Source organism: Sphingopyxis sp. LARHCG72 (genome assembly GCF_052871675.1).
Genome location: NZ_JBIXJU010000001.1, coordinates 512,088 through 525,512, shown reverse-complemented (window position 1 = coordinate 525,512; position 13,425 = coordinate 512,088). Strand labels below are relative to the sequence as shown.

Annotated in this window: 12 protein-coding genes; 7 read left to right on the top strand and 5 right to left on the bottom strand. The window is 66.0% G+C overall.

Translation table 11 applies throughout. From position 1 onward, the window contains the following. Positions 1–111: 111 nt before the first annotated feature. Positions 112–2,088, top strand: coding sequence for an ATP-binding protein (locus tag ACIPPQ_RS02630; RefSeq protein WP_446542652.1), 1,977 nt, complete (start codon positions 112–114; stop codon positions 2,086–2,088). Between the two features lie 33 nt (positions 2,089–2,121). Here the strand turns inward: ACIPPQ_RS02630 and ACIPPQ_RS02625 are convergent, their stop codons facing one another. The 3 genes from ACIPPQ_RS02625 to ACIPPQ_RS02615 are packed head-to-tail and all read right to left on the bottom strand — an operon-like array spanning position 2,122 to position 4,445. Then, positions 2,122–2,982, bottom strand: a complete 861-nt coding sequence (locus tag ACIPPQ_RS02625; protein WP_446542651.1) for a hypothetical protein — start codon at positions 2,980–2,982, stop codon at positions 2,122–2,124. A gap of 7 nt (positions 2,983–2,989) precedes the next feature. Next, the gene (locus tag ACIPPQ_RS02620) at positions 2,990–3,964 is read right to left on the bottom strand and encodes a diacylglycerol/lipid kinase family protein (RefSeq protein ID WP_446542650.1); all 975 of its coding nucleotides are present in this window, start codon (positions 3,962–3,964) and stop codon (positions 2,990–2,992) included. A gap of 7 nt (positions 3,965–3,971) precedes the next feature. Further along, the gene (locus ACIPPQ_RS02615) at positions 3,972–4,445 is read right to left on the bottom strand and encodes a DUF2141 domain-containing protein (RefSeq protein ID WP_446542649.1); all 474 of its coding nucleotides are present in this window, start codon (positions 4,443–4,445) and stop codon (positions 3,972–3,974) included. A 133-nt stretch (positions 4,446–4,578) separates the two neighbouring features. On the opposite strand from ACIPPQ_RS02615, the gene lptF reads away from it, so the two are divergent. Further along, positions 4,579–5,799, top strand: coding sequence for an LPS export ABC transporter permease LptF (gene lptF / locus ACIPPQ_RS02610; RefSeq protein ID WP_446542648.1), 1,221 nt, complete (start codon positions 4,579–4,581; stop codon positions 5,797–5,799). After that, positions 5,800–6,897 carry an LPS export ABC transporter permease LptG gene (gene lptG, locus ACIPPQ_RS02605; protein WP_446542647.1) on the top strand — a complete coding sequence of 366 codons (1,098 nt, stop codon included), beginning with the start codon at positions 5,800–5,802 and terminating at the stop codon, positions 6,895–6,897. 397 nt (positions 6,898–7,294) lie between these two features. Here lptG and ACIPPQ_RS02600 read toward each other — a convergent pair whose 3' ends face one another. After that, positions 7,295–8,383 carry a fatty acid desaturase family protein gene (locus ACIPPQ_RS02600; RefSeq protein WP_446543098.1) on the bottom strand — a complete coding sequence of 363 codons (1,089 nt, stop codon included), beginning with the start codon at positions 8,381–8,383 and terminating at the stop codon, positions 7,295–7,297. A 126-nt stretch (positions 8,384–8,509) separates the two neighbouring features. On the opposite strand from ACIPPQ_RS02600, the gene ACIPPQ_RS02595 reads away from it, so the two are divergent. The 4 genes from ACIPPQ_RS02595 to ACIPPQ_RS02580 all read left to right on the top strand — a co-directional run bounded on the left by ACIPPQ_RS02595 (position 8,510) and on the right by ACIPPQ_RS02580 (position 12,637). After that, positions 8,510–9,679 carry an N-acetyltransferase gene (locus ACIPPQ_RS02595; RefSeq protein ID WP_446542646.1) on the top strand — a complete coding sequence of 390 codons (1,170 nt, stop codon included), beginning with the start codon at positions 8,510–8,512 and terminating at the stop codon, positions 9,677–9,679. Positions 9,680–9,686: 7 nt separating this feature from the next. After that, positions 9,687–9,974, top strand: coding sequence for a putative quinol monooxygenase (locus ACIPPQ_RS02590; RefSeq protein ID WP_446542645.1), 288 nt, complete (start codon positions 9,687–9,689; stop codon positions 9,972–9,974). Between the two features lie 108 nt (positions 9,975–10,082). Continuing rightward, positions 10,083–11,510, top strand: a complete 1,428-nt coding sequence (locus ACIPPQ_RS02585) for a DUF1800 domain-containing protein (protein WP_446542644.1) — start codon at positions 10,083–10,085, stop codon at positions 11,508–11,510. 5 nt (positions 11,511–11,515) lie between these two features. Beyond that, positions 11,516–12,637 (top strand): DUF1501 domain-containing protein, encoded by a 1,122-nt coding sequence (locus tag ACIPPQ_RS02580; protein WP_446542643.1) that lies wholly within the window; start codon positions 11,516–11,518, stop codon positions 12,635–12,637. Here ACIPPQ_RS02580 and xth read toward each other — a convergent pair. Continuing rightward, positions 12,634–13,404, bottom strand: a complete 771-nt coding sequence (xth, locus tag ACIPPQ_RS02575) for an exodeoxyribonuclease III (protein ID WP_446542642.1) — start codon at positions 13,402–13,404, stop codon at positions 12,634–12,636. The genes ACIPPQ_RS02580 and xth overlap by 4 nt on opposite strands. Between the last annotated feature and the right edge of the window lie 21 nt (positions 13,405–13,425).

Sequence of the window (13,425 nt, the reverse complement as noted above, 5' to 3'; positions counted from 1 at the left end):
CGAGCGCATCCGCCGACCAGCGGATTCCTTTTCGGGGCGAGTTGAAGCGCCGTCGATGCGACAGCGGCTTCGGCGCTTTGCGGCGCCTTGCTTGTCCGGTAAGAGAAACGCGTGTTCGAGCGGGATATCGATAGCGAAAACGACGGCCGGCGGGAGCGTATTCGCTTCTGGTCGACGATCGTCCTCGGCGCGATCCTGACCGGCGTGGTCGGGGCGCTCGTCGTGCTGCTCGCGCGCGCCAACGACAATTACGACCGCTCGCTCGGCTGGCAGACGCAGAGCATGGAGGTGATCTCGCAGACGCGCTCGGTCGACGCCGCGATCGCGCGCGCCGAAGCCGCGCTCGGCCGCTTTGCGGTGGGGCTGCAGAAAGAGGACGGGCGCGTCTATGAATATCAATGGGGCCGCGCGCGCCAGTTCCTGACGCAATTGCGGCGCAACGTCCGCGACAATCCCAAACAGATCGTGCTGGTCGAGCAGCTGACGATCGAAATGGACAGCCGCGGCGCGCAGCTCGGCGACGCGGCACTCAGCGCGAATTACAACCAGACCGTCGCCGCCATCTCGAAATTTTATGCCGCGGGCAAGGGCGAGGGCCTCGGCCGGATCGACAAGCTGCTTTCCGAAATCATCGCGAACGAACGCGCGCTGCTCCGCGAGCGCAACCGGCTCGCCGCGGCCGACCGGGCGAACCTCAATCAGGCGATCCTGCTCTTTTCGCTGCTCGGTGCCGCCGCGGCGGTCATCGCGATCGGCGCGACCTTCTCGCTGATCCGCGCCGAAGGCGAGCGACGCCTCGCGCGGCGCGAACAGATCGTCGAGAGCGACCGCGCGATGCAGCTCGAAACCGCGGTCGAGGAACGGACTGCCGAGCTTGCCCATGCGAACGACGCGCTGCGCAGCGAAATGACCGAGCGCGAGGCGGCCGAGGCACAGCTGCGGCAGGCGCAAAAAATGGAGGCGGTCGGGCAGCTCACCGGCGGCATCGCGCACGATTTCAACAATATGCTCGCGGTGGTCGTGGGCGGGCTCGAACTCGCGCAGCGCTGGCTGCCGGGCAAGCCCGAAAAGGCGCAGCGGCACCTCGCCAACGCGCTCGACGGCGCCAACCGTGCCGCCGACCTCACGCGCCGGCTGCTGACCTTCGCACGCTCGGAACCCGCGCGTCCGGAGATGACGCCGATCGACGAGTGCATCACGAGCTTCGCGCAGCTGATCGAACGCACGATCGGCGACCGCATCGCGCTGACGCTCGACCTCCATGCCGACGGACTCGCCTGCTGGATCGACCGGCAGCAATTTGAAAACGCGCTGCTCAACCTCGCGGTCAACGCGCGCGACGCGATGAACGGCCATGGCTCGCTGACGATCCAGACGCTCGACGATGGTGAAAATCAGTCGGCAGCGCTCGCGGTGCAGGTGATCGACACCGGCTGCGGCATGTCGCCCGAGGTGCTCGAACGCGTGTTCGACCCCTTCTATACCACCAAGCCCGCGGGCCAGGGCACGGGCCTCGGGATGAGTCAGGTCTTCGCCTTTTGCCGCCAGTCGGGCGGCGAGGTGCAGATTGCCTCGACCGAAGGCGAAGGAACGAGCGTCGCGATGCTGCTGCCCGTCGCGCAGCCACAGGCCGATGCCGCCGCCGAAGCGCTGCCCGGCGAGGATACCCGCGCCGACACGCCCGCCGACGCGCTCAGCATTCTCGTCGTCGAGGACGATGCGCGCGTGCTTGCGGCGACGGTCGATGCGGTCAGCGAGCTCGGTCATACCGCGGTCGCGTGCGGCAACCCGCTCGAGGCCGAAGCGCTGGTCGAAGGACGCCTCGCCGACGGACAGGGCGGCTTCGACCTCATCCTCTCCGACGTGCTCATGCCCGAACTGACCGGCCCCGAAATGGTCGCGCAGCTCAAGCAGCGCTGGCCCGAACTGTCGGTGCTGTTCGTGACCGGCTATGCCGGCGATGCCAGCGAAGACGCCGCCTTCGGGGACCATGACGTGCTGCGCAAACCCTTCACGCTGAGCGCGCTCGACCAGGCGATCCGCCGCAGCGGCGAAGCCCGGCCCGAGGGACAGCGGCTCGCGAGCTGAGTCTGATTTGCCGCATTTTCCTGCCGAAAATGCTTAGCGGATCGCGCCGCCCCTGATCAGGCGCGGCACCAGCGTCAGCGCGGCGACGAGGGGCCAGCGGCGCTGCCAGGGCTTGATCTCGATCTTCGTTCCCGCGTGGCGATTGATCTTCCACGCCAGATAATCGATGCCGCCGGCATAGGTCAGGCTAGCCTTGGCGAGCCGCGCGATGCTGAGCAGCTTGCCCTCGATCCGCCGCCGCGCCCATCCGCCGCGCGGCGCGCCGGCGGGGATCGCCGCCATCGCCGGGGTACTGAACCGTTCGTAGCGGCCGGCATCGGCGTCGACCACCGACTGCGCGCGGCCCGTCCGTTCGGCGCGCAGCTCGACCGAATAGGTGAGTGAAAAGGCGCGCCGCCACCAGTCGAGCGGCGCCTCGCCATCGATCGATCCCGCCGCCGCGAGCAGCGTCGGCGCGGCGCGCGACACCGCTGCGATTGCGCGGTCGCGCGCCGTGTCGTCGACCACCCACACCAGCCGCGACGGCTGGGCAAAGCGCGCCCACACCGACACGTTGCGCGTCTCGGGCCCGTTCAGGCGATGGAAGTCGGCCTCGCTCAGCACCGCATATTTGGCGATCAGCCCGCCGTGCTGGAACGGGAAGACGTTCGGCGGGATCAGCCGGTTCGCGGCCGCCATCCAGCGCTTCGGATAGGCGTCGCCATAGTCGGAGACGATCAGGTAGAAATCGAGCATCAGCCCGTCGAGCTCGCTCTCGCGCAGGCAGCTGCCATAAAAGAGCACCGCGCGCGCGCTGCCCGGATATCCGGCCGCGATCGCCGCCGCCATCGCGGCGACGCGCGGGTCGACCGGGGTCGCGAGTTCTTCGCGGACGAGTTCGGTTAGCGCGGGCATGAAAGGCTCAGGCGGCGAGGCGCAGGAAGGGAACCGGCTGCGTCGAGGTCAGGATGATCGGCATGCCGTTCTTCGCCTGGAAGATCTCGCCGTCGAGGATGACGTTCGAGCGTTCGCCCTCGATGCGGATTTCATCGCCCTGCTGGAAATGGACGCCGTCGAGCTGCTTCTGCCCCAGCGTGCCGCGCCAGGTCGCGCCGAGCATGCGGAACAGCGCGCCGACACTGGTGTCGGTCGCGAGCAATTTCATATTGCCGTTGGTGCCATGCGCTTCGCTGGTGCGGATGCTGAGCAGCAATTTCTCGAGCGTCGTGACGATCAGCAGCGAGAATTTGCCCTTGAACTCGCCCTGGCGGATCAACGACACCGTCATATTTTCGGGCTTGGGCGGCAGGCGGCCGCCGCCGATCCCGAAGATGATCGCGAACAGCCCGAGGATCGCCGCGAGGAAATGCGAAATCCCGTTGGGCAGGCCGAGCGGATAGATGCGGTTGCGGCAATAAAGCATCACGTCGGCGAGATAGGCGCCGCCAAGGAACATGCCGAGCACCGGCCGCTCCTCGCCCCCGCTGTCGAGCGCGATGAGCTGGCGTTCGATCACATGATCCTCAAGCCGGCCGCTTTCGACCAGTTCGACGACGCGCTGCAACGCCTTGATCGGATCGCCCTCGGCGCCGAGGTCGAGCGCGATCAAATTGGTCTTGCCATTGGGAAGCACCGCGACCGGCGGCGGCGAGCCGCCGAAATGGTCGCCAGAATAAATTTCGGTGAGCGCGGCCTGCACCGTGCCGTCGCCGCCGTTGATCACGACGACGCGCGGGCCGACCATCGCCATCGTGCGGATGGCCTTTTCGATCTGGTCGACATCCTCGACTTCATAGTGAAAGATGTCGGGGTGCGCCGCGCAATATTCGCGAACCCGCGGCAACAGCGAGCGGTTGCCCGTGGAGCGAGGATTCGAAAGGAGCGCGACGCTGGCCATCTATGGATCACATATATTTCATCGAAATGGCGATCGTCTTGGGGGCTTCCCCGACCGAAAAGGCGGTCTTCTTGTAGCTCGGCTTGCCGAGGTTGAAGACGTTGATGCTGGGATTGTTCGACATCCCGCCGCCATCGGCGCGCAGGTCGGTCTTGCCATTGCCATTGACGTCGTGACGCACTGCAATGCCGTAAACACCGGCTTCGGGCAGAGGCACGCAGACAGTCATCGTTCCGGCGCGCGCGGGCACTTCCACGCGGGCGAGCCAGCGTCCCTTGGTGAGCCAGTCGGCGGCCGTTCCACGATAGCTTTGCACGCGAATCCTGCCGGTCGACGCCTTGACTCCGCTGATCTGGACCAGCGTCGACGGACCGCTTCTGCACTTCGACAGATCGTTCGAGATGACCCGGCCTTCCGCCTGCGCCGTTGCCGCGAAAGCCAGCAAGGAAACGCCAAGCAGCGCGGATACAAATTTCGACATGACCTCAAAACCTCCAGAGGCTATAGCCATCCCAGCAAGCGCAAATGCGCGCGCTGACACGGGTCCCTGTCGCCCTTGAAACGGCATATCGGAAACAACTGCGGCCAAATCATGGTGATGGGGCGACCAAAGATTGAATAAGCTTCCTGCCATCGACCGCTACATCGCGCGGCTCATCTTCTTCCCGATGCTCGGCACGCTCGTCCTGTCGGCGATGCTGCTCGTGCTCGAAAAAATGCTCCGGCTGTTCGACTTCGTCGCAACCGAAGGCGGCCCGGTCAGCGTCGTGTGGCGGATGCTCGCCAACCTGATCCCCGAATATCTTTCGCTCGGCATCCCGATCGGCCTGATGCTCGGGATTCTCCTTGCTTTCCGGCGCCTTGCGACATCGAGCGAGCTCGATGTGCTGAAGGGCGTGGGGATGAGCTTCGGGCGGCTGATGCGCATGCCCTATGTCTATGCGATCGCGCTCGCGGCGCTCAATCTCGCGATCGTCGGCTTCATCCAGCCCGTTGCGCGCTATGCCTATGAGGGGCTCCAGTTCGAACTGCGCTCGGGCGCGCTCGGTGCGTCGATCAAGGTCGGCGAATTCACCAAATTGGGCGACCGCATGACGCTCAGGATCGAGGAAAGCTATAACGACGGACGGTCTTTGCGCGGCATATTCGTGCGCGGCGACAACAAGGACGGCCAGCGCGTGTCGGCCACCGCGGCGCGCGGACAGTTCCTCGCGACCGACGATCCGAACACGATCATCCTCCGCCTCTCGCAGGGCGTGCTGATCCACGAATCGCCCAAATTCTCGGTGCCGCGCGTCCTGACCTTCGACAATCACGACCTGCCGATCCCGCTGCCCAAGATCGAGGCGTTCCGCCTGCGCGGCGGCGCCGATCGCGAAATGACGATCCCCGAGCTGTTCGTCGCGGGCAAGGACAAGAGCCAGTCGGTCCAGACGCGGCTCGAATCGCGCGCCAATTTCCACTTCCGCATCGTCGAAGTGATGTCGATGTTCCTGATCCCGCTGATCGCGGTCGCGCTCGCCATCCCGCCGAAGCGATCGACCTCGTCGCTCGGGGTTTTCCTGTCGATCGTGCTGCTCGTGACCCAGCACAAGATCAACCAATATGCCGAGGACATCGGTGCGCGCGGCGTGATCGACCCGCTGATCGCGCTTTGGGTTCCTTTCCTGCTGTTCTCCGCCCTCGCGATCTGGATGTATTATACCGTCGCGCACGTCCCCGGCGGCCAGCCGATCGGCGCGCTCGAACGCGTCGCGGCAAAGGCGGCGCAGAAGATTCGCACGATGCTCACGATGTTCCAGCGCAAGCCGCGGACGGTGGAGAGCCTGACCTAAATGCACCAGCTCCACTTTTTCCCGTCGCGAACGATGGCGCTCTATGTCGGCCGCCTGTTCCTCGTCCGCTCCTTCTCGATCCTCTTTGCGCTGGTGCTGATCCTCCAGACGCTCGACCTCTTGGGCGAGAGCGGCAAGATCCTCGCGGTCGCGGGCAACAGCGATTCGGACGTGTGGCGCTATGTCGGCATGCGGCTGCCGCAGATCGTCGAGACCTTCCTGCCCTTTTCGGTGCTGCTCGGCACGATCCTGACGATGGTGACGATGAACCAGAACAGCGAGGTCATCGCGATGAAGGCGTCGGGCATGTCGGCGCATCAGGTGCTCGCGCCCTTGTTTCTCGCCGCCTTGCTCGTCGCGGGGATCAGCTTCGCGTTCAACGAACGCATCGTCACGCGCTCGACCGCGGCGCTCAGCGCCTGGCAAAAGGTCGAATATAAGAAGGTCCCCAAGGACAGCGGGATACGCACCAACATCTGGGTCCGCGACGGCGACAATCTGATCAACGCGGCGACGGTCGACACCAGCGGCCCGGTGATCACCCTCGGCTATGTGACCATCTATGAACGCACCGGCGGGGTTCTGTCGTCGATGCTGTCCGCCGACAGCGCGCGCGCGGTGGCGGGCGGGTGGGAAATGACCAACGCGCGGCGCTTCATGCGCCGGTCGGGCACGCTCGAACCCCTGGGTACGATCGTCGCGGCGAAGGGCGTGCGCCCCGACCAGTTCACGCTGGCGCAGGTCGATGGCGACGAACTGCCCTTCCTGAAGCTCAAATCGGCGATCGACGATCTCGAGGCCGCGGGGCGGCCCGTCGACGCGCTGAAGGGCGTGCTGTGGCACAAGATTTCGGGGCCGCTGTCGGCGATATTGATGCCGCTGCTGGGCGCAGTCGCGGCATTCGGCCTCGCACGATCGGGCAAGCTGTTCATCCGCGCGATCCTCGGCATGGGGCTCGGCTTCGCCTATTTCGTCGCCGACAATTTCGCGCTCGCGATGGGCGACCTCGGCGCCTACTCGCCGTTCCTCGCGGCGTGGGGGCCGTTCATCCTGTTCGCGCTGATCGGCGAGATGATCCTGATCCGGACCGAGGAATAGGGGCTTGTCCGGTTCGGAAAAGCGAACCGCAAGCTTTCCGCAAGCCGCTTTGGCAGCGTCGGCCCTTCTCCTTGTCTCGTGCAGTGAAGCCCCGCCGCCCGACGCCGCGCATTGGCGAATTGGGGTGAGCGGGAGCCCGGGTTGCCTGGGTCGGTTAACGCAAGCATTGACGGAGGCAAGAATGGACATCGCGCGCTTTCCCGAACGGAAAGGCGGACACAGCGTCATGGAATTCGGTCCGATTCCCGAAGGCCGTGTCGACCACCTGAGCGCCATCGTGCGCGCTTCGGGATGCGCAACGATAACAGGAAAACGGCGGAGCTGCTCATCCGATTACTCGGATGTGTCCGCCTGCTGATGGCCCCGAAGAAGCTGCCGCAGGCAGCCTCTTCGACATTCAGGCGGCCGCACCCTTCGCCGACCCCGCAACCAGATTCATCACCAGCTTCGGCAGGCTGTCGTAATTCGCGCCATGATACTGCGAATCGGCGGGCAGCGCGCCCTTCAGGCGGCGATGCGCCTCGGCGAGCGAATGATAGGGCACGCCCGGCAGCAGATGGTGCAGCGCGTGATAGCGCAGCCCCACCGGCGCCCACAATTCGGGCAGCAGGCCCGGCGGCGGGACGTTGACGCTGTCGAGGAACTGGCCGGTCACGGTCAGCACCGCGCCGTCATTTTCCCAGAGATGCGCGACGAGCGTGCGAATCTGGTTGAGCACCAAAGTCGCGGCGGCGATCGCGCCGAAAATGGCGAGCGCGCGCAGCGGCACCCAGCCGAAGACGCCCGCGGCGATCAGCAGGCTCGACCACGCCCATGCGCCGCCCTCCTGCCACGCCCATTGGCGGCGGAACTCGCCCTCGGGCGGCTTGCGGCGGAACATCGGGTTGATGATCATCCCCGAATAGCGTTCGACGACGATCTTGCGCAGCGGCGGGATCAGGAACGACAGCGGGGTGAGCACCGCATAGCGGAAGACGAGCGCGAGCGGCGCGAACGCCGCGGCGACGACGAACAAGGGCACCGTCCACGGCTTCATCAGCGCGAGCGGCAGATATTCGGGATCCTCCACCGTGCCATATTTGGTGCGGTTGTGGTGCAGGCTGTGGATGCCCTCATACATGAAGGACGGGATCAGCATCGGCACGCCGACAAGGATATTCCATGCGAGGCGAAAGCCCGGAAGCGCATTCTTGCGGATATGCGTCAGTTCGTGGATGAAACTGCCCGCGCGATAAAGCGCGATCACCGAAATCACTGCGGCAACAAGCATCCACGCCGTCGAGGGCGCAAGGATCGCCGCCGCGATGCCGGCATAGCCGATGAAGGCCGAGGCGAGCATATCGGTCCAGTAGATGCGCGCCGACGGTTGCACGAGATCGCGCGTCAGCTCCGAAGCTGCACGGATCATCGCCATATCGTCCGCGATCGCGGATTTGGGCATGGGCGCGGCGGGGGAGGCCGACAGCCGATCAACAAGGGTATTCATCGTCAACATATCCGGTTCTTGACCATGATTTCGTGGCAGCAAAATGGCCGAATGCGGGTCGCCAGCGCCATTTCTATGCCCTAATGCGTCGCCACAAATATAGGACGCCCTTTTCAGGAAACCAATATGAGCGCCCATAACGAAGGCCCGATCACCATCCACCCGGTCAAGGACAAGGGGGATCTGCGCGAGTTCGTCGAGCTCGCCTACCGGCTCAATCGCGGCGATCCGGCGTGGGTACCGCCGCTGAAGGGCGAGGTTTACGGCCTTCTCACCCCCGGCAAGAATCCGTGGTTCGAACATGGCAAGGCGCAATTTTTCCTCGCGCGCCGCGATGGGCGGACGATCGGACGCATTTCGGCGCATATCGACAGCCTCGCGCTCGCGCAGCCCGCCGAACAGGGCATGGGCCCCGGCACCGGCAATTGGGGACTGCTCGAGGCCGAAGACGAAGCGTGCGCACAGGCGCTGCTCGCGACGGCCGAGGATTGGCTGCGGACGCAGGGCATGCACCGCTCATTGGGCCCGCTGTCGATTTCGATCTGGGACGAACCTGGCCTGCTGATCGAAGGGTTCGACGAGCGGCCGACGGTGATGATGGGGCACAACAGCCCGCTTTATCGCGGCTGGATCGAGGGCGCGGGCTATCAGCCGGTGAAGCAGCTCTTCAACTATGATGTCGCGATCGCCGACGGCTTCCCGCCGCTGGTCAACCGCATCGTCGCGGCGGGCGAGAAAAATGCGCGCATCCGCATCCGCAAGGTCAACAAGCGGCACTTCGCCGCCGAAGCGGCGCTGATCATGGGGCTGCTCAACGACGCCTGGTCGGACAATTGGGGCTTTGTCCCGCTGACCGACAGCGAGATCGCCTATGTCGGCAAGAAGCTGAAGGACATCGTCTTCGAAGACCTGATCCGCGTCGCCGAAGTCGATGGCGAGCCGGTCGCCTTCATGATCGTGCTGCCGAACATCAACCAGCTCTTGATCGACATGGACGGGTCGCTGCTGCCCTTCAACTGGGCACGCCTGCTCTGGTGGCTGCGCAAACCGCAGAGCGACATCCTGCGCGTGCCGTTGATGGGCGTCGCGAAGAAATTGCAGAACAGCCGCATGGCGAGCACGCTCGCCTTCATGATGATCGAATATATCCGCCGCGACGCGGTGCGCGATTACGGCACCCAGCGCGGCGATATCGGCTGGGTGCTCGACGACAATCAGGGGATGAATGCGGTCGCCGACGCGATCGAGGCCAAGGTCAACCGCGTGTACCAGATTTACGACAAAGCGCTGGTCTAGGCGCGGCGTGCTCAAGGTCATCGCGCAGGATTTCATCGACCCCGATGCCATCGATATCGTCCTGCCCTTCTATCGCGAGCTGGTCGAAAAGACGCGAATGGAGCCGCTGTGCATCGCCTATGACCTGTTCGAAGATCAGAAGGAACCTGGCCACTTCATCTTTATCGAGGAATGGCCCGATCGCGCCGCGCTCGATATCCATTGCCGGTCGGAACATTTCACCCGGCTGGTCCCGCTGATCAACGCGCATCAGCGGCAGGACGGAACCTTCCTTCTGATGGATATGGTCGCGTGATTCTTCCGGCAGACGGCTGAACCGGAACGAAGCGCCCACCGAACGCGATGGGACAGCTTTGCGACAAATACCGCCCATCGTGCGTTGGAGGCACGGAAAGGCTTTGTCATGGCTGTCCAATATCTTGCCGCCAGTCGCTTCGGCCTCGGCCGCCGGTTCGACGATCCGGCCATCGATGACCCGAAAGCCTGGCTGACGCGCCAGATCGGCGATTATGATCCGGCGCCGCCCGCACTGGCAGGACTTGCCGGACGCGAAGCAATCGCGGCCGCCTATGCCGAATATCGCGACGAGCGGCAGGCGATGCGCCGCGAGGCGAACGACGCGGCGATGCGCGACGACGATCCGATGCCCGAAGCGATGCGCCGGATGGCGCGCACGGGCTTTCGCCGCCATTATGCCGAAGCCGCGGGCGCGCGCCTCGCCGCCGCGGTCGCGACCCCGACCCCCTTCCCCGAGCGGCTCGTCCATTTCTGGACCAACCATTTCGCCGTGTCGGCGGACAAGCAGACGGTCATCGGCTTCGCGGGCAATTACGAGAATGAGGCGATCCGCCCGCACATCATGGGCAAATTTTCGGACCTGCTGGTCGCCGCGGTCCGCCATCCCGCGATGCTGCTCTACCTCGACCAGGCGCAAAGCTTTGGTCCCGACAGCGACTTTGCGACGCGCGTGCGGAACCGTGGCAACCGGCAGGCGCCGGGGCTCAACGAAAATCTGGCGCGCGAGATATTGGAGCTGCACACGCTCGGCGTCCGCACCGGCTATACGCAGGCCGATGTGACGAGCTTTGCCAAGGCGCTCACCGGCCTGACCGTCGCGGGCCTCGGCCGCGGTGCGGGGCAGCGGCTGATGCCCGCCGATGCGGCGCCCGGCGCAACCCTGTTCGTCGACCGGCTGCACCAGCCGGGCGCGCAGACGATCCTCGGCAAGCGGTACGACCAGTCCGGCGCGCGGCAGGCCGAAGCGGTGCTGCGCGACCTGGCCGTCCACCCTGCGACCGCGCGGCATGTCGCGACCAAGCTCGCGCGCCATTTCACCGGCGACGAACCGCCCACATCGCTCGTCGACCGGCTCTCGGCCGACTTCCTCAAAACCGGCGGCGACCTGCCTTCGCTCTACCGCACGCTGATCGCCTCGCCCGAGCCATGGGCTGCGGCGCCGGCGATGTTCAAATCACCGTGGGATTGGACGGTGTCGATGCTGCGCGCGCTGAAGGCGCCCGCGTTCGGCGAGCGGCAGAATATCGCCGCGATGTTCACCCAGCTCGGCCAGCCGGTGTGGCGCCCCGGATCGCCCGCGGGCTATGACGACAAGGTCGCGACGTGGGCCGGATCGGCAGCGCTGATGCAGCGCGTCGAACTCGCGAGCCGCATCGCCGCACGGATCGGCGACCGCGCCGATGCGCGCCTGCTCGCGCCGCTCGTCCTCGCCGACGCGCTCACCCCCGACACGAGCCAGGCGATCGCGCGCGCCGACAGCCCCGGGCAGGGGCTCGCGATGCTGTTCGCCAGCCCGGCCTTCCTGCGGAGATAGACCTCATGATCCTCTCACGCCGCTCGATCATCCTCTCCGGAATCACCGTCGCCGCCGCGGGCGCCCTCCCCGGCTTCGCCTATGCCGCCGCCGGCACGCCGAAACGCCTCGTCTTCATCATCCAGCGCGGCGCCGCCGACGGCCTCGCCACCGTCGCGCCGACCGGGGACCCCGCTTTCGCTGCCGCGCGCCGCGCGATGGCCGACGAGACCGCGGGCGGCGCAAAGCTCGACGCGATGTTCACGCTGCACCCGTCGCTGGCGCAGACCGCGAGCCTCTATTCAGGGAAGCAGGCGCATTTCGCGCACGCCGTCGCGACCGCCTATCGCGACCGGTCGCATTTCGACGGGCAGAATATGCTCGAGGGTGGCGGCGCGCGGCCCTATGGGCGCGACGACGGCTGGGTTGGGCGGCTGCTCACCCTGCTCCCCGCCGCCGAGCGCGACGCGATCGCGATCGCTCCCGCGGTACCGCTCGCGCTGCGCGGGACGGTGCAGGTCGGAACCTATGCACCGAGCCGCCTGCCGCAGGCCGACGCAGACCTGATCGCGCGGCTGACCGCGATGTATGCGAACGACCCGCTGCTTCACCCCTTATGGGACAGCGCGGTGAAGACGCAGGAACTGGCGAGCGACATCGGCGGCAACAACGGCCGCAACGGCGCCGACCTCGGCAAGCTCGCCGCCTCGCTGATGCCCCCCGCCGACGGCGCGCGCGTGATGATGGTCGAAACCGGCGGCTGGGACACGCACAGTGCCCAGCGCGGCCGGCTCGCGGCGCAGCTTCGCGGGCTCGACCAGCTCGTCGGCGCGCTGCAAACCGGCCTCGGCCCCGCGTGGAGCGACACGCTGGTGATCGTCGCGACCGAATTCGGCCGCACGGTCGAGGTCAACGGCACCGGCGGGACCGACCATGGCACCGCCTCGACTGCGATGCTGCTCGGCGGCGGGCTGGCGGCGGGCGGCAAGGTGTCGGCCGACTGGCCGGGGCTCGGCACCCCGGCGCGCTACGAAGGCCGCGACCTCAAACCGACGCGCAGCCTCGAAAGCGTGATCGCGGGTGCGGTCGCGCATCATTATGCGCTCGACCCGAAACGGGTGATGACGACGCTTTATCCCGACGCTTAGTCGAGGATCGCCCAGGTCGGGCCGTGGTCGCTCGCTTTCTCGCGCCCGCGATGATCCTTGTCGACGCCCGCATCGACCAGCCGGTCGGCGAGCGCGGGGCTCAAAAGCAGGTGGTCGATGCGGAAGCCATGGTCGCGCTGCCAGCCGCCCGCCTGATAGTCCCAGAAGGTCCACACGCCGCCTGCCGGATGGCGGCTGCGGATCGCGTCGGTCCAGCCGTCGCCGAGCATCCGGAACCACGCGTCGCGCGATTCGGGCTGCATCAGCGCGTCGGTCGACATCGCACGCGGATCCCACACATCGTCGTCGTGCGGGATGACGTTATAATCGCCGGTCAGGATCGTCGGGATTTCGCTCGCGAGGAGGAATTTCGCGCGCTCGCGCAGCCGCGCCATCCAGCGCAGCTTGTAGTCGAATTTCGGTCCCGGCTGCGGATTGCCGTTGGGAAGGTAGATCGACGCGACGCGGAGGCCATGGACATCGGCCTCAAGGTAACGCGACTGTTCGTCCTCGGCCTCGCCGGCAAGCCCGCGCTGCACCTCGACCGGCTGCGTTCCTTTCGCGAGGATCGCAACGCCGTTGAAGCCTTTTTGCCCGTGATAAAGGAAGCCGTAACCCGCCGCCTCGATCTCCTTCGTCGGCATCGTCTCGTCGCTCGATTTCAGTTCCTGCAGGCAGGCGACATCGGGCTGCGTTTCCTCGAGCCATTCGACGAGGCGCGGCAAACGGGCCTTGATCCCGTTGATATTGAAGGTCGCGATTTTCATCGGCTTGCTATGCCAGCAAGC

Excerpts from the sequence above, each read along its gene's own strand:
- ACIPPQ_RS02615 (WP_446542649.1), bottom strand. The coding sequence starts at position 4,445 with ATGTCGAAATTTGTATCCGCGCTGCTTGGCGTTTCCTTGCTGGCTTTC.
- ACIPPQ_RS02625 (WP_446542651.1), bottom strand. The coding sequence starts at position 2,982 with ATGCCCGCGCTAACCGAACTCGTCCGCGAAGAACTCGCGACCCCGGTC.
- ACIPPQ_RS02620 (WP_446542650.1), bottom strand. The coding sequence starts at position 3,964 with ATGGCCAGCGTCGCGCTCCTTTCGAATCCTCGCTCCACGGGCAACCGC.
- lptG (WP_446542647.1), top strand. The coding sequence starts at position 5,800 with ATGCACCAGCTCCACTTTTTCCCGTCGCGAACGATGGCGCTCTATGTC.
- ACIPPQ_RS02585 (WP_446542644.1), top strand. The coding sequence starts at position 10,083 with ATGGCTGTCCAATATCTTGCCGCCAGTCGCTTCGGCCTCGGCCGCCGG.
- xth (WP_446542642.1), bottom strand. The coding sequence starts at position 13,404 with ATGAAAATCGCGACCTTCAATATCAACGGGATCAAGGCCCGTTTGCCG.
- ACIPPQ_RS02580 (WP_446542643.1), top strand. The coding sequence starts at position 11,516 with ATGATCCTCTCACGCCGCTCGATCATCCTCTCCGGAATCACCGTCGCC.
- ACIPPQ_RS02595 (WP_446542646.1), top strand. The coding sequence starts at position 8,510 with ATGAGCGCCCATAACGAAGGCCCGATCACCATCCACCCGGTCAAGGAC.
- ACIPPQ_RS02600 (WP_446543098.1), bottom strand. The coding sequence starts at position 8,383 with ATGAATACCCTTGTTGATCGGCTGTCGGCCTCCCCCGCCGCGCCCATG.